16 protein-coding genes and 3 tRNA genes are annotated in these 20,375 nt (G+C 72.2%); 12 read left to right on the forward strand and 7 right to left on the reverse strand.

Annotated features, from left to right (window positions below):
* Complete coding sequence (locus BJ969_RS29630) at window positions 1-1,152, forward strand: acyl-CoA dehydrogenase family protein (protein WP_184484505.1); 1,152 nt, start codon at window positions 1-3, stop codon at window positions 1,150-1,152.
* 365 nt (window positions 1,153-1,517) lie between these two features.
* On the opposite strand, the gene BJ969_RS29635 is transcribed toward BJ969_RS29630, so the two are convergent.
* Window positions 1,518-2,003: a hypothetical protein gene (locus BJ969_RS29635; protein ID WP_184484507.1), complete on the reverse strand. Its 486-nt coding sequence runs from the start codon at window positions 2,001-2,003 to the stop codon at window positions 1,518-1,520.
* Between the two features lie 180 nt (window positions 2,004-2,183).
* On the opposite strand from BJ969_RS29635, the gene BJ969_RS29640 reads away from it, so the two are divergent.
* From BJ969_RS29640 to BJ969_RS29665, 6 genes are all read left to right on the forward strand, one after another.
* Window positions 2,184-5,225 (forward strand): arabinosyltransferase domain-containing protein, encoded by a 3,042-nt coding sequence (locus BJ969_RS29640; RefSeq protein WP_343071672.1) that lies wholly within the window; start codon window positions 2,184-2,186, stop codon window positions 5,223-5,225.
* A gap of 753 nt (window positions 5,226-5,978) precedes the next feature.
* On the forward strand, window positions 5,979-6,149 hold the full coding sequence (locus BJ969_RS29645; RefSeq protein ID WP_343071673.1) for a hypothetical protein: 171 nt from the start codon (window positions 5,979-5,981) through the stop codon (window positions 6,147-6,149).
* A 492-nt stretch (window positions 6,150-6,641) separates the two neighbouring features.
* Window positions 6,642-7,253: a ScbR family autoregulator-binding transcription factor gene (locus tag BJ969_RS29650; protein ID WP_184484513.1), complete on the forward strand. Its 612-nt coding sequence runs from the start codon at window positions 6,642-6,644 to the stop codon at window positions 7,251-7,253.
* A 314-nt stretch (window positions 7,254-7,567) separates the two neighbouring features.
* Window positions 7,568-7,640: transfer RNA gene (locus BJ969_RS29655), tRNA-Glu, on the forward strand.
* 16 nt (window positions 7,641-7,656) lie between these two features.
* Window positions 7,657-7,733 (forward strand) — tRNA-Asp (locus tag BJ969_RS29660).
* A 28-nt stretch (window positions 7,734-7,761) separates the two neighbouring features.
* Window positions 7,762-7,835 (forward strand) — tRNA-Phe (locus BJ969_RS29665).
* 680 nt (window positions 7,836-8,515) lie between these two features.
* Here BJ969_RS29665 and BJ969_RS29670 read toward each other — a convergent pair.
* The 4 genes from BJ969_RS29670 to yczE form a co-directional block, all read right to left on the reverse strand.
* Window positions 8,516-8,914, reverse strand: coding sequence for a hypothetical protein (locus BJ969_RS29670; protein ID WP_184484515.1), 399 nt, complete (start codon window positions 8,912-8,914; stop codon window positions 8,516-8,518).
* 400 nt (window positions 8,915-9,314) lie between these two features.
* Window positions 9,315-9,536 (reverse strand): hypothetical protein, encoded by a 222-nt coding sequence (locus tag BJ969_RS29675; RefSeq protein WP_184484517.1) that lies wholly within the window; start codon window positions 9,534-9,536, stop codon window positions 9,315-9,317.
* Window positions 9,537-9,848: 312 nt separating this feature from the next.
* Entirely contained in the window at window positions 9,849-10,688 is an 840-nt protein-coding gene (locus BJ969_RS29680) for a protein phosphatase 2C domain-containing protein (RefSeq protein ID WP_184484519.1), read from the reverse strand.
* A gap of 7 nt (window positions 10,689-10,695) precedes the next feature.
* The gene (gene yczE / locus BJ969_RS29685; protein WP_184484521.1) at window positions 10,696-11,331 is read right to left on the reverse strand and encodes a membrane protein YczE; all 636 of its coding nucleotides are present in this window, start codon (window positions 11,329-11,331) and stop codon (window positions 10,696-10,698) included.
* A 61-nt stretch (window positions 11,332-11,392) separates the two neighbouring features.
* Between yczE and yczR the strand changes: the two genes are divergently transcribed.
* Complete coding sequence (yczR, locus tag BJ969_RS29690) at window positions 11,393-12,829, forward strand: MocR-like transcription factor YczR (RefSeq protein ID WP_184484523.1); 1,437 nt, start codon at window positions 11,393-11,395, stop codon at window positions 12,827-12,829.
* Window positions 12,830-13,079: 250 nt separating this feature from the next.
* On the opposite strand, the gene BJ969_RS29695 is transcribed toward yczR, so the two are convergent.
* The gene (locus tag BJ969_RS29695) at window positions 13,080-13,931 is read right to left on the reverse strand and encodes a hypothetical protein (protein WP_184484525.1); all 852 of its coding nucleotides are present in this window, start codon (window positions 13,929-13,931) and stop codon (window positions 13,080-13,082) included.
* Window positions 13,932-14,209: 278 nt separating this feature from the next.
* Between BJ969_RS29695 and BJ969_RS29700 the strand changes: the two genes are divergently transcribed.
* The 4 genes from BJ969_RS29700 to BJ969_RS29715 all read left to right on the forward strand — a co-directional run bounded on the left by BJ969_RS29700 (window position 14,210) and on the right by BJ969_RS29715 (window position 19,098).
* A complete protein-coding gene (locus BJ969_RS29700; protein ID WP_343071674.1) occupies window positions 14,210-15,325 on the forward strand; it encodes a S8 family peptidase in 1,116 nt (371 codons plus the stop codon).
* Window positions 15,326-15,398: 73 nt separating this feature from the next.
* Window positions 15,399-15,992 (forward strand): RNA polymerase sigma factor, encoded by a 594-nt coding sequence (locus BJ969_RS29705; protein ID WP_221315976.1) that lies wholly within the window; start codon window positions 15,399-15,401, stop codon window positions 15,990-15,992.
* On the forward strand, window positions 15,989-16,477 hold the full coding sequence (locus BJ969_RS29710) for a hypothetical protein (protein WP_184484527.1): 489 nt from the start codon (window positions 15,989-15,991) through the stop codon (window positions 16,475-16,477). Before BJ969_RS29705 ends, BJ969_RS29710 begins: the two co-directional genes overlap by 4 nt.
* Window positions 16,474-19,098: a CHAT domain-containing protein gene (locus BJ969_RS29715; protein WP_246457131.1), complete on the forward strand. Its 2,625-nt coding sequence runs from the start codon at window positions 16,474-16,476 to the stop codon at window positions 19,096-19,098. Before BJ969_RS29710 ends, BJ969_RS29715 begins: the two co-directional genes overlap by 4 nt.
* 105 nt (window positions 19,099-19,203) lie before the next feature.
* Here BJ969_RS29715 and BJ969_RS29720 read toward each other — a convergent pair whose 3' ends face one another.
* On the reverse strand, window positions 19,204-20,373 hold the full coding sequence (locus tag BJ969_RS29720) for a pyridoxal phosphate-dependent aminotransferase (protein ID WP_184484529.1): 1,170 nt from the start codon (window positions 20,371-20,373) through the stop codon (window positions 19,204-19,206).
* Between the last annotated feature and the right edge of the window lie 2 nt (window positions 20,374-20,375).

Genomic DNA, 20,375 nt, shown 5'->3' on the forward strand with positions numbered 1-20,375 from the left:
ATGATCGACCACCGGCTCGGCGAAGATCACGAAGCGCTGCGCGACTCGGTGCGGACCTTCGCGCGCAAGGAGATCGCTCCCGTCATCGGCGGCTACTACGAGCGCGAGGAGTTCCCGTACCCGCTGGTGCGGACCATGGGGTCGATGGGCCTGTTCGGGCTGCCCGTCGGCGAGGAGCACGGCGGCATGGGCGGCGACTACTTCACGCTGTGCCTGGCGCTGGAGGAACTCGCGCGGATCGACTCGTCGGTGGCGATCACGCTCGAAGCGGGCGTGTCCCTCGGCACCATGCCGATCTACCGCTTCGGCACCGCAGAGCAGCAGCGGGAGTGGCTGCCCCGGTTGTGCGGCGCGGAGGTCCTCGGCGCGTTCGGACTCACCGAACCGGGCGGCGGTTCCGACGCCGGAGCCACCCGCACCACCGCGGTGCTCGACGGCGACGAGTGGGTCATCAACGGTTCCAAGGCGTTCATCACGAACTCCGGAACGGACATCACCGCGTTCGTCACCGTCACCGCCGTGACCGGCACCAAACCCGACGGCGGCAAGGAGATCTCCACGATCATCGTGCCCTCCGGCACGCCCGGGTTCACCGTCGCGCCCAAGTACTCCAAGGTCGGCTGGAACGCCTCCGACACCCACGAGCTGGCCTTCGACGACTGCCGGGTGCCCGCCGCGAACCTGCTCGGCGAACGCGGCCGGGGCTACGCGCAGTTCCTGTCGATCCTCAGCGAGGGCCGCATCGCCATCGCCGCGCTCGGCACGGGGCTCGCGCAGGGCTGCGTGGACGAGTGCCTGCGCTACGCGGGCGAACGCGAAGCGTTCGGCCACCACATCGGCGAGTACCAGGCGATCCAGTTCAAGATCGCCGACATGGAGCTGCGCGCGCACAACGCGCGGCTCGCCTACTACGACGCCGCGTCCCGGATGCTGCGCGGCGAACCGTTCCGCAAGCAGGCCGCGCTGGCGAAGCTCACCTCGTCCGATGCCGCGATGGACAACGCCCGCGACGCCACCCAGATCTTCGGCGGCTACGGCTTCATGAACGAAACCCCCGTGGGCCGCTTCTACCGCGACGCCAAGATCCTGGAGATCGGCGAAGGAACCAGCGAAGTCCAACGAATGCTGATCGCCCGAGAACTAGGCCTCTAACCCCCAGCGTCTCGGGCGCGGCGAAGCAACCCCGCCTTGCGGCCGAAGGCCGTGCCTGTATGCGCGTCAGCGCATAGCCCACGTCAAGAAGCCGCTCACCCGCGGGTTCTCAGTCGGTCTCTCGCGAGGACAGCTTTTTCCCTCGTGGCGGAGCCACTTGGGAAAAAGATCCCGCAGCGAGAGACCGACTGAGGTTCCGCCACTGGACCACCCAAGCAGAACGACCGGCTAAGCCCCAGAAAGAAAACTGCCGGCAGAGGCGGTCGGGGGGCGCCTCTGCCGGCAGAGCCGGGGTTTTCGGGGTTGTGGTCGATGTCGGGGGTTGGTCGGGGGGTCGGCCGCACGCCGCGGCGCGCGGCAGGGGATCAGCGGATGCGTTCGCGCGGGACCGTGATCTCGGCGTCGGTTTCGCCGCCGTAGGCGTAGGCGTACGGGTCGTAGCCGGGCTGCTGCCCGTAACCCGCTTCCTGCTGCGGCCACGCGGGCGTGCCGTCGAGCTGTCCGTGCTGCTGCACCGGGCCGCGCGGCGGTTCCGGCAGTGCCGGTTCCGGTTCGGCGGCCTGCGACAGGTGCTGCATCACCCAGTCCCGAGCCAGCGCACCGGGGGAGGTGCCTTGCCGGGCGGCGAGCTCCTTGAGCTGCTCGTTGGCCATCAGCGGCAACCGCAGCTGGTGGACCTCCGCCCCGCCGAAACCGCGGCCGGTGCCGGTGGTTTCGAGGTCGTCCTTCGGGGCCAGGGCCGCGAGGTACGAGTCGAGTTCGTGATCCGGCTCGTTGGCCTGCTGCTGGTTGGCGGACTTGCCCCGCTGATCCTGCTGCCGGCGTCCGGTCTTGATTCGTCCTAGAGCCACGCGCACACGATAACGGTTTTGTTGCGAAACATGGAGTGCTGTGTCCGCATTCATGGCGGCGTGTCGGACGTACCGCGCCCCCGCGGGTGGCCGGAATGGGAGTCTCCACGGGTGAACCAGCCGCCCTCGCTCCTGCGCGCGAGTTCCGCGCCGCGTCCGCTTCGTTCGCGATCGTCGCTGGTGATCGGCGTTCTCGGCGTGCTCGCCGCGCTGCTGCTGCCGTTCGCTCCGGTGCTCGCCGACCAGACCACCGTGACGTGGCCGCAAGCGGGAGCCGCCCCGGAATCGACCACGGCTTTTTTCGTGCCCTACGCCCCCGCCGAGACGCACGTCGACGTGCCGTGCCCGGTCGTGCGCGCAGGGCAACGGGAACCGGGGCCGACGACGTTGGTCGCGAGCACCCGTCCCGGCGCGCCGTCCACGGGCTTCGCGGTGGTCGCCGCGGACGGTGATCTGCTGGTGCAGATCGGTGGCAGGCAGGTGCACCGCGGACCGATCCCCGCCGGTGACTGCGCGGTGCGGCTCGACGCCACCGGCGCCGGGAGCACGGTGCGGATCGGCGCGGACACCGCGGTGCTGCCCGGTGACCGGGTGCGGGAGGTCTTCGCGTTCACCACGGACCTCCCCGCCGAGCAGGCCCGAGGCTTGGCGGTGCACGCCCGCACCAGCACCTGGTTCGAGAACTCGCCCACCGGCGCGAAGATCGCGCTGATCGGCGCGCAGCTCGCCCTCGCGGCGGCCGCGCTCACCTTGCTCGCCCGCGCCGACCGGCGCCGCGGGCGCGGGGACCGGCCGGCCGACGAGCCCCTCCCCGACGGAGGCGCGGACCCCGATCAGCACGCGCCGGCCGGAGCCACCGGACGTCGGCGGATCGGCTCCTGGCCGCTGGACCTCGGCGTGCTCGTCACCCTGCTGATCTGGGCGGTCCTCGGCCCCCGCACCCCCGACGACGGCTTCACCGAGGGCATCGTGCGCAACGCGCTGCACTCCGGCGCGTTCACGAACTACTACCGCTGGGAGAACGCGGCCGAATCCCCGTTCACCGCGGTGCTCTTCCTCGTCGAGCCGCTGATCTCGCTGCACGCGAACCCGCTGGTGCTGCGGTTGCCGAGCCTGCTGGCGGGGTTCCTCACCTGGCTGCTGCTGAGCCGCGGCGCGCTGCCCGTGCTGCTGCCCGGCCACGCCCGCCTCGGCCGGGTGCGCGCGCTGCTCGCCGGTGCGCTGCTGCTCTGGTGGCTGCCGTTCGACCTCGGAGTGCGCCCCGAGCCGTTCGTCGCGTTCGGCGCCACCGTCGTGCTGACCTGCGTGCTGCGCGGCACCCGGCGGGAGGGCCGGTTGCTGCTGCTCGGCTGCGGCGCGCTGGCGGCGGGGCTCACCGTCGCGGTCAACCCGGTCGGCGTCACCGCGGCCGCCCCGCTGCTCCTGCTGGCCCCGCGGATCTGGCGGACGCTGCGCGCCGGGGGCTCGCCGTGCGGAGCGATCGCGCTGCTGGCCTGCGTCGGGGCGGTCGGGCTGGTGGCGATGTTCGCCGACCAGTCCTGGTACGGCGTCAGCCGAGCCACCGAGCTGCATCGGTTCTACGGGCCGAACGTGCCGTGGTTCGAGGAGATCCGCCGCTACGAGTACCTGCTCGGCTTCGACGACGAGCAGGGCGGCCTCGGCCGCCGGTTGCCGGTGCTGATCACGTTGCCGCTGCTGGCCTGCTCGGTGCTGCTGCTCGCGCGCGGGAGCCGGGCGCTGCCCGGCCTGCGCGCCGCGCACGTGGCGCCGGTGGCGTTCGCGCTGGGACTGGGGATGTTGTGGCTGACCCCGTCGAAGTGGACGCACTACTTCGGCGCGCTCGCCGGTCTCGGCGCGCTCGCGCTGACGGTGTCGGTGGTGCTGCTGGTGGCGGCACGCGACGAGCTCGTCGGCCTGGTCGGGACCGTGCTGCTCGTGGTGGGGATCAGCGTGGCGTTCGCGGGTCGCAACGAGTGGTTCCTGCACTCGGACTTCGGGGTGCCGCGCGCGCAGGCCCCGTTCGCGCCGTTCGACGGCCCGCTGTCGTGGATCGCGCTCACCGGGGTCGTGCTGCTGTTCGGCAGGCGGCGCTGGCGGGCGGTGCTCGGCCGGATGCCCGCGGTGCTGGGCGTGACGGCCGTCGTGCTCGGTGTGGCGGTGCTGCTGGTGTCGTTCGTCGTCGCCCCGTTCCGGCAGCTCGGCGGCTACTCGGTCGGCGCGCAGAACATCGGGCACCTGACCGGCGGCGACTGCGGCATCGCCGACCGGATCGTGACCACCCGCGATGCTCCCGGCGGACCGCTGCGGCCCGTCGCGGGCGGCGGCGACCGGTCCCGCGGCTTCGTCGAACGCGGCGGATTCCCGAAGTTCCAGGCGCCGCCCGCCCCGCCGGGCACCGGCAGCGCCACCTACCTGTGGGGCAGCCTCGACGGCGGCGGTGCCGCGACGGGCGAGCTCACCAGCCGCTGGTTCGCGCTGCCGCCGCCGCGGGCGGATCAGGAGCTCGCGCTGTCGGTGGCCGGGCGCACCGGCGACGGCAACCGGCTCGTGCTGGAGTTCGGCCGGGACTCGCGGCCGATCGGGCAGCGGGTGCTCGACGACTCCTGGAAGGACGACGACGAACGCCGCACCTACCCCAGCGACCGCGTCGTCGAGGACGCGCCGCAGGACCGTCCCGAGTGGCGGGAGGTGCTCCTCGGCGCCGCCGAGGTGCCCGCGGGCGCGAACACCGTGCGCGTCCTCGCCGCCGACGCCACCACCGACGACGGCGGCTGGCTCGCCACCACCGGGCCGCGGCTGCGGGACGTGGCGCCGTTGCGGGCTTCGCTCGGGGGCGCTGTCTACGTGGACTGGGCGATGGTGTGGGACTTCCCGTGCGAGCGCAGGTCACCGCGGGTCGCGGGCGGTCTCGCGCAGGCGCCGACGACGCTGCTGACGCCGCCCGACGACCTCGGTTTCGCCGGGCAGGCCCCGTTCGTGCGGGAGATCGGCGGCAGCTTCGCCGGAATCCGCGAGGTCGGCGTCGAAGGCACCGTCGCGACGCGGCTGCTGGGGGCCCAGCGGCGACCGCAGGACGCGGACTGGGGCGAGCTCGTCCGCGTCGCCTACCCGATGCGGCGCGACGCCTACGACACCGCGACCAGCACCGAACGGCGCTGGGGCTGGGAAGGCGACCGCACTCCGCTGGGCTACCCGGACAGCGCGGCGAGGCCGAGCGGCTGATCGGTGCCCGGGACCCGGGAACGAGGTACCCCGGACAGCGGAGGACCCCCACGCCAGGGGGAGGAGCGCGGGGGTCGGAGGGGATCTCCACAGTCGCTGACCGGGGGTGGATCAGCTTCACGATTGTGGCATGGCTTTCCCATTTTTGGGAGGGACAGCCGGGAAACGTTGCTACCCGTTGTCACCTGAATCGCCCAAACGTCAGCGAGCTTCACTCGAAGGTGAGCATCCGGCCACCGTTGGACGAGGGCGAGCGGGCCGCCGCCCTCCGCGATCACGCCCACCTGCTCGATCCACCCGGAAAGAGCAATCCCCACCCGCGCTGGGGCGGGAGGAGCCCGTGCCCGAGAGCTCCACCGGCACGTCCGCGGCACCCCGCCCCTAGCCCCGCGCGACGCGACGGGCGCTCTCCACGCGTGATCGCCGGAGCTCGGGCCGTGGCCTCACGAGCTGCGATGATCCGCGCTCACCGGCCGGTCCTCCCGGCAGGACCGGGCGATCGACGACGGCGGCTTTCCAGAGTGGACGAGACATCAGGTTCGGCTTGGACGGTCGGCCGGTCCGAAGTGGATCGAATCAGCCCGAACGATTACGCAGCGTCTCAAGCGAATCACTCTGTGGGGGGCTGCGGCTGTGTACAAGCTGTGGATAACCTGCGGCCGAAACCCGAGCCGGGGAGGCACCATGTACGGGTCGCTGGACGTACGGAAGTTCTTGTCGCAGCAGGAAGAAACCGCTAGCCGATCAGCCTCGGTGGTGCCTGCGCCGCGCAGCGGCGAGCCCTCCGGGATCACCGACGAGCAGGTGCACCGGGCGCGGGTCGCGGTGGCGCGCAGTTCGGAGGACGCCGAGGACTGCCGGCTGCTGCTGGACATGCTCGGACTGGTCCCGGACGAGGACGGCGAGCCGCCGGTCACGCAGTGAGCCGCCCGGCCGTGATCGGAGCCGATCACCGCATCCGGGTCGGCACTGGTCCGGAGCGGCTGGAGCGGTGTCCGGTGCGGGCGGGCGGCGGCCCGGTGATCGGCGGCGACATCGCTGGGCACCGGCGTACCGGTGTCCGGACGGCGAGCCGGCGGCGGCGCCGCGGTCAGGGCCGGGTGCCGTCGAAGCAGGGCTGTCTTCCCGCGAGGGCGGGCACCCCCCGGTGGCTCGCCTCGCGGGAAGACGTCGAGCCCAGCGGCGGGCTCGGTGAAAACATACCGTGCGGTTTCTTTTGCGTTCCCTCCAGGTCACCGGTCGGTTCCAGCAAGATCACCGACGGGACACGGGAACGGCGGATGGGCACGTGCAGGGGCGGCGGGGTAACTTCGCGTGGCGTAGTTGATCATCCTTTCGTGGGCCGTGTCACCGGATCTAGTTACGCCGAGATCTCGCGCTGAGCATGGCCGACACTCCAGCCGCCGGAGCCGTGCCATGCCCCAGCAGCGTCGGGCGCAAGTCACCCGCCGTGCCATCGTCATCGCTGCTGCCGAGGAGTTCGACCGCGTCGGCTTCGACGCCACGCCGCTGAGCGCGATCCTCCGCCGAAGCGGTGTCACGAAGGGCGCGTTCTACTTCCACTTCCCGTCCAAGGACGCCGTCGCGGCCGCGCTCGTGCGCTTCCAGGCCCAGGTGTGGGCCAAGATCTGGCAGCGCTGGACGTCCCGGGGCCTCGATCCGCTGTCCACCGCCGTCGAACTCGTCGACGAAGTGGTCCGGATCCTGGAGCACGACGTGGTCGTCCGCGCCGGCGCCCGGCTCGCGATGCGGGACCAGGACACCGTCGCCCGCTGGGAGCAACTGCTCACCGGGCTGCTGCGGAGCTCCGCGGAGAACGGCCTGCTGCGCCCCGAAGTCGATCCCGTGGCCGCCACTCGTGTCCTCTACGCCACGCTCGTCGGCGTCCGCGTGCTCAGCGCGAGCCGCGCGATCGGCGCGGCCCAGCAGACCGGCGAGATCTGGCGGCTCATCCTCGGCGGCATCGCCACCGCCGACTGGTTACGAAACAACCCCTCGGTCCCCGCCGCCGCCCCGCGCCCAAGCTGAGACCGCCGTCACAAAGATCGTTTTTCGCCCCGAAGTCCTCCCGGGCGAGCCTGCGCCCCTGTTTCCGTCGCCGCTCCGCTCCGTCGCGCCCCGCCGGACCGAGGTGCCGACCGAGTGAAAAAAGCTGGTCAGGTGGCTACACTCGTCCGTGGTCGCGCTCGCAGGAGCGAGCGTGGAGCGGGCCCGCGCCGCTTAAGCACCCCCCGGTGCGAGGCCCCTTGAGGCGTGTCGTAAGCTTTCATCACTGCCAACGGGGCGCCCCGAAAGGGAAAAGCCGGTTGGAGGTAAGGCCGGGTCGGTGTCGAATCGGCCAAGCCCCCATCGTCTAGCGGCCTAGGACGCCGCCCTTTCAAGGCGGTAGCGCGGGTTCGAATCCCGTTGGGGGTACGCAACAACAGAACATGGCCCAGTGGCGCAGTTGGTTAGCGCGCCGCCCTGTCACGGCGGAGGTCGCGGGTTCAAGTCCCGTCTGGGTCGCCAGAGCGTTCGGCTGAGAGCCGGCCGCCATGGCCAGGTAGCTCAGTTGGTACGAGCGTCCGCCTGAAAAGCGGAAGGTCGGCGGTTCGACCCCGCCCCTGGCCACCGCTCTTGAGCTGGCACAAGCAAGCCCCACCGGGTTCCGGTGGGGCTTCTTGGTCTCAGTTGGACGTCTCAGTCTCGGCCACAGCACAAGCCGGTGAGCTGTGAGGCCACGTCCCGCCGGATCTCGTCGGTGACGTGCATGTCGCGCTTCTTCATCATCGGGGTCGGCCGATCCCATGAGACCCATGGACGTCCGGTCCAGGCGCCCAGCGCCAGGAGCGTGGTCGCCGCGGTGTGACGAGCGTTGTGCAGTCACCGTCAGCGTCCGGAGTGGACGACTCACCACCGTGCGAGACCTTCTGCAAGTGGCCTTCCGGTCAGCCGAGGGTCTTCGAAGTGTCCCGCTCCCGCGGGGCTGCTTGACCTACCGCGTGCTGGCCGCCGAGCACCGGGTATGTGGCTGGTGCTCGGCGGCTGGGACCGAAACGGGAGGCCGGTGGCCGGGGATCACGCAGGGACGCTAAGGGGCGTCCCTGATCCAGGCGCTTGGAGCTGGTGTTGCTTATGCGGTCAGCTTGCCGATCAGCAATGCCTTTGGCGCTTCGCCATGGAGTCCTCGTGAACCAGCTCGCCTGCTTGCGGTTGCGTGAAGAACGAACGGCGTAGGACATTGCCTCGCAGCTATCAACTGACAGACTCCAGAACGCGGCCGATCTCGGTGATCCTCCGCTGCTGCTTTGTCAGTCCAGGATTTCGAGGAGGAACTGCCCGTTCGAAAGCTGGTACGTGCAGCGGTAGTCCGAGTAGCCGTGATTCAGGTAGATTTCGCCGCCGCCCTGGCACTGGCTCTTCGTGTCGTAGAAGCCGGCGTACTCCCATCCGCTCATCGTCGATGAGGCGGAGGTGCTGGACAAGGGCGCCGCCCCAGCGGGTGCGGCCAGGGCGACGCCTGCCAAGCCGAGAATCGCACTCGCTGTGACCGCGAGACGCGAGACCCATGCACGCATGTGGTTCCTCTGTTGAGGGGTCCGAACAAATGTCGACCCGTCGGTTTTCAGGTGATGGGAATGCTTGTTGGTCTGAACGTCAACGGCCACGGTCATGGCACCGATGGGTGCATCCCGGAACATGCTTTTCATTTGTATGATCCCCTCAGTATTTCTTCGAGTGTGCCGAGTCACCAGGTCTGGCATGACCAAGATAAGGGCGCGGCCACAACTGGTGAATCCGCAGATCGCAGGTGCCGCTGCATTCCTTCGTAGCGTGCACGCCCTACTTTGGTTGCAACGTCGCTTCGGTACCCAGGGTCGGGACTTCGTGGTGCTGCCACTGCTGGTTAGGCGGGGGCGGCGTGGGTGCTCCGCTAGAAGGCGGGGTGTAGGCAGCCGAGCTGGCACAAGCAAGCCCCACCGGATCGCGGGGCGGGGGGCGTTTGTCAGCTGATGGTGTCGTTCGCGCGATGAACGCAGCCCTCGTCGGATGACGAGGGCTGCTCGGCGTCGGGCCCGGTGCGTGCCGCGGATCCGGGTCAGGCGGGGGTCACTGCACGGGGGACTGCTGCAGCGAGGGGGTCAGCGTGTACTTGTAGATCCACACGCCGTGCGGGCGCTGGTGGTCCTTGACGTACGCGGCCATGGGTTCCTCGCCGTCGCGCGGCACGGGTAGCGGGGACAGCGGTCCGCCCGCGGCGCCGGTGGGCAGGGTGATCTCCCGCCCGTCTTCGGGCCCACCGAACAGTTCGATCCGGGTGTGCAGGTCCACGGGCGATCCCTCCCCATAGTGCGGAGTCGTGAGTACGGCCATCGGGTTCGACCGCGGGCGGCGGCGGCAGGTTCCCTTGCCCACTCAAACGAGTGAAGCGGAACTCGGTTGCGTAGGAAAACAAATTACACCCGAACGTAGGACGCCCCCGCGCTCAACCGGCCTGGGGGTCACCGGGAGTGCGGGGGCGTGAAGTCCACCCCTGGGGGTCAGGTGGACACTTCTCAGGTTACTTGGGCGGGATGCGGATTGTCTCTAGCTGCAGAGATCTTTTTTCGCGGGATCGGGGTGAGCCGGGTCCGACCTGGCCACTCACGTGTCGGCCGATCGCACCAACGCCAGCGCCTGATCGTCGTGGCGCTTCGGTCGAGGCCAGCGAACCCCGTCCGGATCCGACAGCTCCGCGGCCCTGACCTGGTCGAGCACGACCTCCGGTCCGTCCCGCAGTGCCACGTCCAGCATCGCCGCCCAGTCCGGGTAGATCCCGTAGTCCTGCACGCCGCAGGACACGCCGTCGGTCATCACCATGGCCGCCGTGACATCGCGTCGGGCCAGCCGGAGGCGGGCCGCGTGCGCTGCGGCCTCCGGGACGGCCTCGGCCACCCAGAAGCCTCCGTCGACGTTGCGCCAGCGCGAGGTGCGGTCCATCGACGTGCCCAGCGCGTCCCGGTGCCCGGTGCCGAATCCCGCGCCGGAGCGGAGCCGGTCGCGGTATCCGGTACCGGGGCGGGAGCGCAGCGACGCCAGCTGTTCGTCGAGCACCGGCCGGAGCCCCTCGGTGGTGCTCAGCACGATCGGGCTGTCGGCGAGCACCAGGGCGTCCACGTGCTCGTCGTCCCAGCGCAGCAGGGAGGCCGTGCTGGACGGGGATGCTCCGGGGCGCAGGTCGAAGGCCGCCACCAGCTCGGCGATGGCGTTCGCGAGCACGTCGGCCAGGTCGGCTCCCGGCTCCGCCAGCCGGGGCTCCAGCGCCTCCGCGAGCCTGGCCGCGTACCAGCCGCCGCTGCGCGTTCCGGGGTGCAGGGAGGTCGCGCCGTCGAGCACCGCCACCGCGTTCGGCAGTACCAGCACCACGTCTTCGCTCGGCTTCGCCGCCGAGTCCGGTGGGGTCAGCCGATCTCCCGCCCGTTCGGCCACCTCGACATTCGCCATGCCCCGATTATCGGGTGCCGCGCACGGTCACGAAGGGCAGGAACAGCTGGGTGATCGCTCCGATCGACGTCGCGTACAGCACGGTTCCGAGGCCCACGCTGCCGCCGAGTCCCCAGCCGACCGCCAGCACGCCGATCTCGATCCCGGTCCGCACCAGCCGCACCGACCAGCCGGTCCGCGCGTGCAGGCCGGTCATGAGGCCGTCCCTCGGTCCCGGGCCGAGGCGGGCGCCGACGTAGATCGCGGTGGCCAGCCCGTTGAGCACGACCCCGGACACGATCAGCGTCAGCTGCCACGGGAGCCACTGCGCCGGTGGCACCAACCCGAGCACCACGTCCACCGACAGCGCGATGACCACGACGTTCGCCACCGTTCCGATGCCCGGTCGTTGCCGCAGCGGCACCCAGAGGGCGAGCACGATGACGCTGGTGAGCGCGGTGATCGCGCCGAAGCTCCAGTCCAAGCGATGGGTGAGGCCGTCGTGGAGCACGTCCCACGGCGACAGGCCGATCTCCGCGCGGACCATCAACGCCATGCTCGTGCCGTACAGCGCCAGGCCGGCGAACAACTGGGCCAGGCGGGTGGTCGGGCGGACGGTGACGGGTACCGAGGAAAGATCCACCTTGGGTGGTGTTGCAGCCATGTGTCCGTAGTACCGACTGATTGGCCTTGTTTTCGAGTGCCAATCTGAAACTATTGGACTCATGTCTCGCGTAGTAGGACGAATCGGCGCCCGTGGCATTGCGGAGTTGCTCGGCACCTGGAACTCCGGCCGGGCCACGTCCACCGGGCTGCACCAGGCGGTGCGGCGGCTGGTGCTCGACGGCAGGCTCCCGCCCGGGACCCGGCTGCCCGCGGAACGCGAGTTCGCCGAGGCGATCGGCGTGAGCCGCACCCTCGTCGTGCGGGCGCTCGACCTGCTGCGGGAGGAGGGGTTCGCCGCGAGCAGGCAGGGCTCCGGTTCGTGGGTGCGGCTGCCGGGGGACCGGGCGAACACCGATCCCGGCGGCTGGCAGCCCGCGACCCCGGATCTGATCAACCTCGCGCAGGCCACGCTGCCCGCGCCGCCGGAGCTCACCGAAGCACTGGACCGGGCGCGCTGCCGGTTCCCTGAGCACCTCTGTGGCCACGGCTACCAGGCGTTCGGCCTTCCCGAACTGCGCGAACGCATCGCGGAGAGCCACACGCGACGCGGGCTGCCCACCTCGCCGCAGCAGATCCTCGTCACCAACGGCGCTCAGCACGGGTTCGCGCTGGTGCTGCGCGCGCTCGTGTCCCCAGGTGAGCGGGTGCTGGTCGAGCACCCGACCTATCCGAACCCGCTGCAGGCCATTCGCGGCGTGGGGGCCGATGCGGTCGCGGTGCCGATGCTGGCGCAGGGGTGGGACCTCGACCTGATGGCGGCGACGTTGCAGCAGGCGATGCCGAAGCTGGCCTACCTGATCCCGGACTTCCAGAACCCCACCGGCATCCGGATGACCGCGCAGGACCGGGAACGGCTGGTCGCGGTGCTGCGCCGCACCCGCACCACGGCGGTCGTCGACGAGACCCTGATCGACCTGGACCTCACCGGCGGGACTCCGCCGCCACCGGTGGCGGCGTTCGGTGAGGACCGGGTGATCACGATCGGGTCCGCGGGGAAGTCCTTCTGGGGCGGGCTGCGGCTCGGCTGGGTCCGGGCCTCGGAGGACCTGGTGCAGCGGTTGCTGCTGGACCGGGCCGCGGTGGACCTGGGCAGTCCCGTCCTGGAGCAGTTGTTGCTCGCCGAGCTGCTGGCCGACCCCGAGCCGGTGCTGCGGCGGCGGCGAGCGCACGTGGCCGAGCTGCGGGAGGCGTTGATCGCGGAGCTCGCCGAGCAGTTGCCCACCTGGACGTTCCGGGTGCCCGACGGCGGCCTGGCGCTGTGGTGCGACCTGGGCGTCCCGGTGAGCAGCAGGCTCGCGGTCGCCGCCGAGCAGCACGGGCTGCGGCTGGTGCCGGGATCCCGGTTCGCGGTGCGGGGAACGATGGAGCGGTACCTGCGGCTCCCGTACACGCTGCCGGTGGAGCAGCAGCGCGAGGCGGTGCGCCGGTTGGCGCTGGCGGCGGCCGGGTTCGACGGTGCGCCCGACCCGTGCCCGTGGGACATGGCGATCAGCTGACCCCGGACCGCCTTCCGGCACGGCCCCTCGTCGTGCCGGAAGGCGACCTCGGGTGTGGTCCCGGCGCCGCAGGGGCAGCGCGACACCGGGACCGGGGCGCTCGGACGGTGATCAGGACAGGTCAAGGTTCCTGTGCACGCATGCCGAGAGTCGCCCCCGATACCGGTCCTGCCGGGCGCAGTCGGCTGGACCGGAGACTGCGGTGGGCGTGTTCGCACGCGAGCCCGCGGGCCGGTGCGATCCGTTCGGATCAGTCAGGTGAGGCGGACGGCTCGATCAGCGCGATGCCGCGCAGCGCGACCGTTTCGACGTGGCCGCCCGCGGCCCGCACGGGGCCGGGCAGGCAGGGCTGCGTCGGCAGGATGGCGTGCGTCCAGCGCAGGCCGTGGCCCGGGCCGGTGGGTGCGGCGGTCGCGGTGGCGACGGGTGCGGTCGGTGGGCAGGCAGGCGGCACCGGCTGCGGGGTCGACGTGGTCGGGTGCCCGCGGTCGCCGTGCGCGTGGGGTGCCGGTGAGCCGCGGTCTCGGCTGGCGTGGTCGGTTCCGGTGCCGTCGGCGAGGTGCTCGGATTCCACTGCGATCGGTCCCGCTGCGGGAGCCGGCGGGAGTGCGGGGTCGGAGAGCCGCGGTGCGGTCGGCCGAGGAGCTCCACCGTCGTGATCGGAACGCCGCGGAGCGTCGGTGCCCGGGTGTCGTTCCGCGGGGCGCGGTGGGTCGGCGTCGGGTTCGGTGAGCGAGGACTCGACGGGGTCGGTGACCTCGGGGTCGCCGACCGGGCCGAGCCGGGAGTGGACGTCGGAAGCGATGCCGCCGACGAGTTCGGCGACTTCGTTCGCGGCGGTCGGTTCGTCGTGGGCGGTGTTCGTCTCCGCGGCGGTGACCGAAGCGCTGCCGGGCTCCGCGGCGGAACCGGGCCGGGTCTCGTCGCCGCCGTCGGATTCCGGTTCCGCTTCGACGGCGGGTGCCGTGACGGCGACCGCGGGGACCGTCGAGAGGTGCACCTGCGGTGCGCTCGGCGCCGCCGTGGCGAGACCGGCTCCCAGCAGCCAAGCGCCGCCGGTGATCCCGGCGACGGCGAGGCTCCGCGCGGTCCACGCGCGCACGAGCGACCAGTGTCTGCGCTGCGCGCAGCTACCGGTCACCCTCACCACCGCCTGTCGGTCGGATCGCGCCGAGCACGAGGGATCAATGGTCCCTCCGCCATAGGATGGGTGGCAGCCCTTCTCGGTATCAACCACCCGGATAGGCGGTGTCATACCACCGGTTGCGGCGAATCTCCCTGGCTCGGTGCCACTGGTGTGCCGTCGGATTTCACCCGACAGCATGCCCCAAGTGGACGATCATAGTGACTGATCGCACAGTGTCTCCTGTGGATCCAACGGTGGGGACCAGCGTGACGCTCGCGGAGCTCGGTGCGCACTGGGCCCGCTACGGGCACGACCTGCTGGTGCACGATCCCGGCGGTCCGGGGGAATGCCTGGTCCGCCGGGGTGAGCTCATCGCCCCGCGCGGATCGCTGGACCCGGCGCTGTCCCGGTTCCGGCGCTGGGTGGACCGCGTCGAGCACGACGACGACCTGCAGCTGGCGCGTGTCCGGCTGCGGACCTCCGAACGGGACCGCTGCCTCGACATCGCGGGTGAGGTGCCGGAGGTCAGCGCCAACCACGTGCACGTCGGTTCGACGACGATGTTCGGCACTCCGGTGATGTTCGGGACCGGTGCCGATCCGGGTCCGGCGGCACCCGTGGCGGAGCCCGTCCGGCAGCGGTGGGACGTCACCGTCGCGGTCCTCGACACGGGGTGCGATCCGCATCCGTGGTTCGCGGACCGGGACTGGTTCGAAGCGGTGCCGGAAGTGCTCGACGCGGACGACGACAACGATCAGGACCGGCAGGCGGGGCACGGCACCTTCGTCTCGGGCGTGCTGCTGCGGCACGCTCCGGGCGTCACGATCCGGCCGCGCCGGGTGCTGTCCTCGCTGGGGTTCACCGATGATCTGACCGTCGTCGCCGGATTGCGGGCGCTGCGGCGGGAATCCGGCGCGCGAGGCGAGCGGATCGACGTGGTGCTGCTGACCGCCGGATGCCACACCGCGAGCGATCGGTGCCCGCCCGCGCTGCGCGCCGAGCTCAAGTGCTTCGGCGGCACCGCGGTGGTGGCCGCCGCCGGCAACCACGGTTCGTCGCGCCCGTTCTGGCCCGCGGCGTTGCCGGAGGTGGTGGGTGTCGCGGCGACGGGATCGGACGGCGCGCTCGCCGGGTTCTCGAACTCGGGCGGCTGGGTCGACGCGTGCGCGCCGGGTGTGGACGTGGTGAGCAGCCACGTCCGGCTGCTGCCGGGAACCGGTGGCACCCGGCGGTACGGATTCGCGCGCTGGAGCGGGACGTCGTTCGCAGCGCCGCAGGTCGCGGCGGGGGTGGCCGCGGCCTTCCGGGACGGTCGCGATGTGCGGGAGGCGGTGCGCGCCGCCGTTCGGCGTTACCCGTTCGGGGGTTAATCGGCCCGCGATGAATCTGTTCGGGGTCCTCGCGCCTCTTACTCGTGACCCGATCATGAGGGGAGGGGGCGAGATGCACGCCGTGCACGAGAACTCGGAGCCGGGCGGTGCGCCGGATCTGCTGGAACGCGCCGCGACCGGTGAGGCGGCGGCCTGGCGGGAGCTGGTGGACCGCAACACCGCGGTGGTGTGGGCCGCTGCGAGGGCGTATTCGCCGACGGCGGCCGACGCGGAGGACGTGTGCCAGGTGACCTGGCTGTCGCTGGCGGAGAACTTGGGCAACCTGCGCGATCCACGGGCGTTGCCGGGCTGGTTGGCCACGACCGCGCGGCGGGAGGCGGTGCGGTTGTCGAAGGCCCGGCACCGGGAGTCGCCGGTCGATTGGGACACCGGCATGTTCGACATTCCCGATCACGCCGACGGCCCGGAGGTGAGCGCGTTGCGTTCGGTCGCGGTGTCCCGGATGTGGCAGGCGTTCGCCGGGATGTCCCGGCGCTGCCAGCAGTTGCTGCGGGTGGTGGCGGTGGCCCCGGACGCCAGCTACGCGCAGGTGAGCCAGGCGCTCGGCATGCCGAGGGGCAGCATCGGCCCGAAGAAGGGCCGCTGCCTCGCCGCGTTGCGGGAGCGCCTGGCCACCGGCGGGTGCGTCGAGGAGGCAGCGGGATGAGCCCGCGGATGCCTGCCGAGCTGCGCGTGCTGCGCGACCTGTTCCAGCTCTGCGATCCACCACCCGGGCAGGTGCGCACCGCGGCGTACGCGGCGGCGGGGCTGGCGCGCGGTCGGGCCGACGCGGCGGCGCTGGAGCTGGTCGGCGACTCCGCCGACGCTCCCGCTCCGGTGCGGTCGTCCGCGTCCGGGCCGGGTGATCCCGAGCCGCGAGTGCTGACGTTCCTGATGCCGGGCCGGATCGTGGAGCTGGACCTGGTGCCGATGGTGCAGGGGTTGTTCCGGGCGTCCGGCATGGTGATCAGCCGCGCCGGGCAGGGGCGGCCGGAAGGGGACGTGCTGCTGCGGCATCCCGGTGGCGAGTGCGTCGCGGAGCTCGACGAGTTCGGCGCGTTCCGCGCGACCGACGTTCCGGCGGGTCCGCTGGGCGTGGTGTTCCGGCAGGTGGGCTCGACGCCCGCCGTGGCGGATTGGCTGGTCTGTTGAGCGCCGGGGTGGTGCTGGCGCCGGTCTCGGATCCGATCGCGGCCGCGGTGCGGTGGCGGGAGCAGGTGGGCGCCGACCCGGACGGCGCGGTTCGGGCCGCGGAGCACTGGCTCGCGCACGCCGGGGATCGGGAACTGCGGGTGTTGGCGCGGCACATCTGCGCGCTGGCGGCCGTGGAGCGGGGCCGGTCCGCGGAGGCGCGGCAGCACGTGCGCCTCGCGTTGTCGGCGGCGCGGTGCGCGCGGCTCGGGGAGCGGGCCGCGCAGGTGCTGCTGACCTCGGCGTGGATCGAGCTGAACCGGGGCGACCCGGACACCGCGTGGCGGCAGTTGGCGGAGGCGTCGGAGCAGCTCACCGGGTTGGACGCGGTCCGGGCCGAGTGCCTGCGCGGAGTGCTGCTGTGCCACCAGGACCTCTTGGCGGAGGCGGAGGTGGCGCTCTCCGCGGCGTTACCGCGGTTGCTCGAACACCGCGACCACCAGTGGGCCGCGAACGCCTACGTCGCGCGGGGCTTGGCGCACCTGTACCGCAACGGCCTGGACGCGGCGGAGTCCGACCTCGCGGTGGCGGAGCAGCTGTTCGGTGCCGACGGCCGGGACGGCCGTGCCGCGCTGTGCAGGCACAACCGGGGTTGCGTGGCGCTGCGGGCCGGGGACTTGCCGCGTGCGTTGCGGTTGTTCGACGAGGCGCGGGCCGCGGGGGTCGATCCGGACGAGCACCCGGAGGTCCGCATCGACCGGGCCGAAGCACTGGCGGAGGCCGGGCTGCACGAGCAGGCCAGGGGCGAACTGCACCGGGCGGCGGATCGGTTGCGGCGGCTCGGCAGGGAGGCACGGCTCGGCGACACCTGGTTGACGCTCGCCGGATGCGCGCTGCGCGCGGGTGCTCCGGAGGCGGCGATCGGTCCGGCGCGGCGCGCCGCCAGGTTGTTCCGCTCGCAGCGGCGGCGTTCGTGGGCCGCGCTCGCGGTCGCCACCGAGTGCCAGGCGCGGCTGCGGGCGGGGCAGGTGTCGCGGTATTCGCTGGCCGCGGCGAAGCGGGCGGGCCACGCGTGCGCGGCGCACGGCTGGACCACGGCCGCCGCCGAGCTGTGGCTCGCGGCGGGGCGCGAAGCGACCCGGCTGGGCAGGCGGGTCACGGCCCGGACCTTGCTGGAGCTGGCCGCGACCGGCCGTGGTCAGGTTCCGGGTTCCACCCGGCAGCTCGCCGTGGGCTGGCTCGGGGAGGCGCTGCTCGCGGCGGACGCGGGCGACGACGGCAGGCTGTTCGACAGCTGCCGCCGCGGACTGCGCGCGGTGGAGAGCTACGCGAGCGGAATCGCCGCCTGGGAACCGCGGATCGAGGCGTTCGGCCTCGCCGAGGAGCTCGGTGGGGTCGCGATCGGTGCGGCCCTGCGTTCGGAGGACCCGCGACTGGTGCTGCGCTGGGTCGAGCGGTACAGGCTCGGGTCGGCGCACCGGAGAGCGGTGCGCCCTCCCGACGATCCCGAGCTGGGGTCGGCGCTGGTCCGGCTGCGATCGGCGGTGTCCGGTGCGACCGCGGCCGACGGTTCCAGGCTGCGGACCGCGCTGTCCGAGATCGGTGTCCTGGAACGACAGGTGCGGGACCGGGCGCTGCTGGTCGCCGGGGGTTCGGCGGGCGAGGCTCAGGTGGCCGGGGTCGACGAGGTGCTGAGCGCGTTGGGCGACGACGTGCTGCTCAGCCTGTTCGCGCACGACGGGGAGCTGCACGCGGTCTCCGTCGTCGACGGCCGGCCGCGGCTGCACGACCTCGGGGCCGAGGCGACGGCGGTGCTCGAAACCCAGCGGCTGCGCTACCTGCTGGCACGGCAGGCCGAGTCGGGCGACGGCCGGGTGGGCGCCGTCTACGCGGGAGGTGCCGCCGAGGCGGCGGCGGCCGTGCAGCGGCAACTGCTGGCGCCGGTGCTCGCGGCGCTGCCTCCGGGACGGCGGCTGGTGGTGGTGCCGACCGGACCGCTGCACGCGGTGCCGTGGGCGGCGTTGCCCGCCTGCCGGGGCCGGGGCGTGACGGTGGCGCCGTCGTTGCGGACCTGGCTGCGCGGCCGGGCGGATGCCGGGCTGGACCGGTCTCCGGGCGAACCGGTGTGGGTGTCCGGTCCGGGGCTGGAGCACGCCGAGCGCGAGGTCGCCGCCCTGCACGCGGCCGGTGGCGGGCGCTTGCTGTCGGGGATCGACGCCCGTGCGGAGCGGGTGCTGGACGCCGTGGACGGAGCCCGGATCGCGCACATCGCCGCGCACGGCCGGTTCCGGGACGACCAGCCGCTGCTGTCCTGCCTGGACCTCGCGGACGGTCCGCTCTACGGCTACGACCTGGACCGGCTGCGGCGCGGACCGCGCACCGTGGTGCTCTCGGCGTGCGAGGCAGGGCGTTCGGTGGTGGGCCGCGCAGGTCAGCTCACCGGTCTGGCCGCCACCTTGCTCGGGCGCGGCACGGCGACCGTGATCGCCAGCGTCGTCCCCGTGCCCGACGAGCGCACCGCGGACGTGATGCTCGCGCTGCACTCCCTGCTGCGCGGCGGCGCACCACCGGCCGAAGCCCTCGCCACCGCTCAAGCCACCTACGGCGAATCAGGCTTCCTCTGCCTGGGATACGGAGGCTGACTCGACACCACTAACCCGGAAGCCCGTGGCGTTGCCGCTGACACGAAGCCGTTCACCTGGAAGGACAAGATCAGAGACCCGCACACCAGGTCAGCAGAGAGGGAGTCAGGCGAGGCCGTGCAAGCGGCGGATCGCTTCGTCGAGCACTTCGTCCTGCTTGCAGAACGCGAAGCGCACCAGGTGCCGCACCGGTTCCGGATCGTCGCAGAACACCTGCACGGGGATCGCCGCGACGCCGACCCGCTCCGGCAGCGCCCGGCACAGCTCGGCGCCGTCGGTGAACCCGAGCGGCCGGACGTCCGCGCAGATGAAGTAGGTGCCTTCGGAGGCCAGCACGTCCAGGCCGGCCTCGGTGAGGCCCTTGGACAGCCGGTCCCGCTTGCGTTGCAGGTCGTCGCGCAGGCCCCGGACCCAGTCCAGTTCGTTGCGCAGCGCGTGCGCCACGGCGGGCTGGAACGGGGCGCCGCCGACGAAGGTGAGGAACTGCTTCGCGGCGCGGATCGCACCGATGAGCTCCGCGGGCCCGCACGCCCAGCCGATCTTCCACCCGGTGGCGCTGAAGCTCTTGCCGACGCTGGAGATCGTCACGGTGCGCTCGGCCATGCCCGGCAGCGTGGCCAGCGGGGTGTGCGCCCGTCCGTCGAAGAGCAGGTGCTCGTAGACCTCGTCGGTGATGGCGATCAGGTCGTGCTCGCGGCAGACCTCGGCGATCGCGTGGAGCTCGGCGTCGGTGAGCACCGTGCCGGTCGGGTTGTGCGGCGAGTTCAGCACCAGCGCGCGGGTCCGCGGACCCGCGGCGGCGCGCAGGGCGTCCAGGTCCAGCTCGAACCGGTGATCGGGTCCTTGCCGGAGCCCGACGGTGCGGCGCACCCCGCCCGCCATGGCGACGGCCACCGGGTACGAGTCGTAGTAGGGCTCGATGAGCACGACCTCGTCACCCGGTTCCAGCAGCGCCAGCATCGAGGCGGTGATGGCCTCGGTGGCGCCGACGGTCACCAGGATCTCGCCGTCCGGGTCGTACTCGATGCCGTAGTGCGCCTGCCGGTGCTCGGAGATCGCGGCCCGCAGATCCGGTTCGCCCGCGCCGGGCGGGTACTGGTTGACCCCGTCGGCGATCGCCTGCTGCGCGGCTCGGAGCATGCCCGCGGGACCGTCGGTGTCGGGGAAACCTTGGCCGAGGTTGACCGCTCCCGTCTTGCGGGCCAGCTCGGTGATCTCGGCGAAGATCGTCGACGTGAACGGGCGCAACCGGGAGGTGAGGGCGGGAGTACGCACGG

The sequence above is a fragment of the Saccharopolyspora gloriosae genome (assembly GCF_014203325.1).
GTDB classification, from domain to species: domain Bacteria; phylum Actinomycetota; class Actinomycetes; order Mycobacteriales; family Pseudonocardiaceae; genus Saccharopolyspora_C; species Saccharopolyspora_C gloriosae.

Coding starts and splice junctions, on each gene's coding strand:
- BJ969_RS29680 (WP_184484519.1), bottom strand. CDS start 10,688: ATGGCGAATGTCGAGGTGGCCGAACGGGCGGGAGATCGGCTGACCCCA.
- yczR (WP_184484523.1), top strand. CDS start 11,393: ATGTCTCGCGTAGTAGGACGAATCGGCGCCCGTGGCATTGCGGAGTTG.
- yczE (WP_184484521.1), bottom strand. CDS start 11,331: ATGGCTGCAACACCACCCAAGGTGGATCTTTCCTCGGTACCCGTCACC.
- BJ969_RS29710 (WP_184484527.1), top strand. CDS start 15,989: ATGAGCCCGCGGATGCCTGCCGAGCTGCGCGTGCTGCGCGACCTGTTC.
- BJ969_RS29650 (WP_184484513.1), top strand. CDS start 6,642: ATGCCCCAGCAGCGTCGGGCGCAAGTCACCCGCCGTGCCATCGTCATC.
- BJ969_RS29630 (WP_184484505.1), top strand. CDS start 1: ATGATCGACCACCGGCTCGGCGAAGATCACGAAGCGCTGCGCGACTCG.
- BJ969_RS29670 (WP_184484515.1), bottom strand. CDS start 8,914: ATGAAAAGCATGTTCCGGGATGCACCCATCGGTGCCATGACCGTGGCC.
- BJ969_RS29705 (WP_221315976.1), top strand. CDS start 15,399: ATGCACGCCGTGCACGAGAACTCGGAGCCGGGCGGTGCGCCGGATCTG.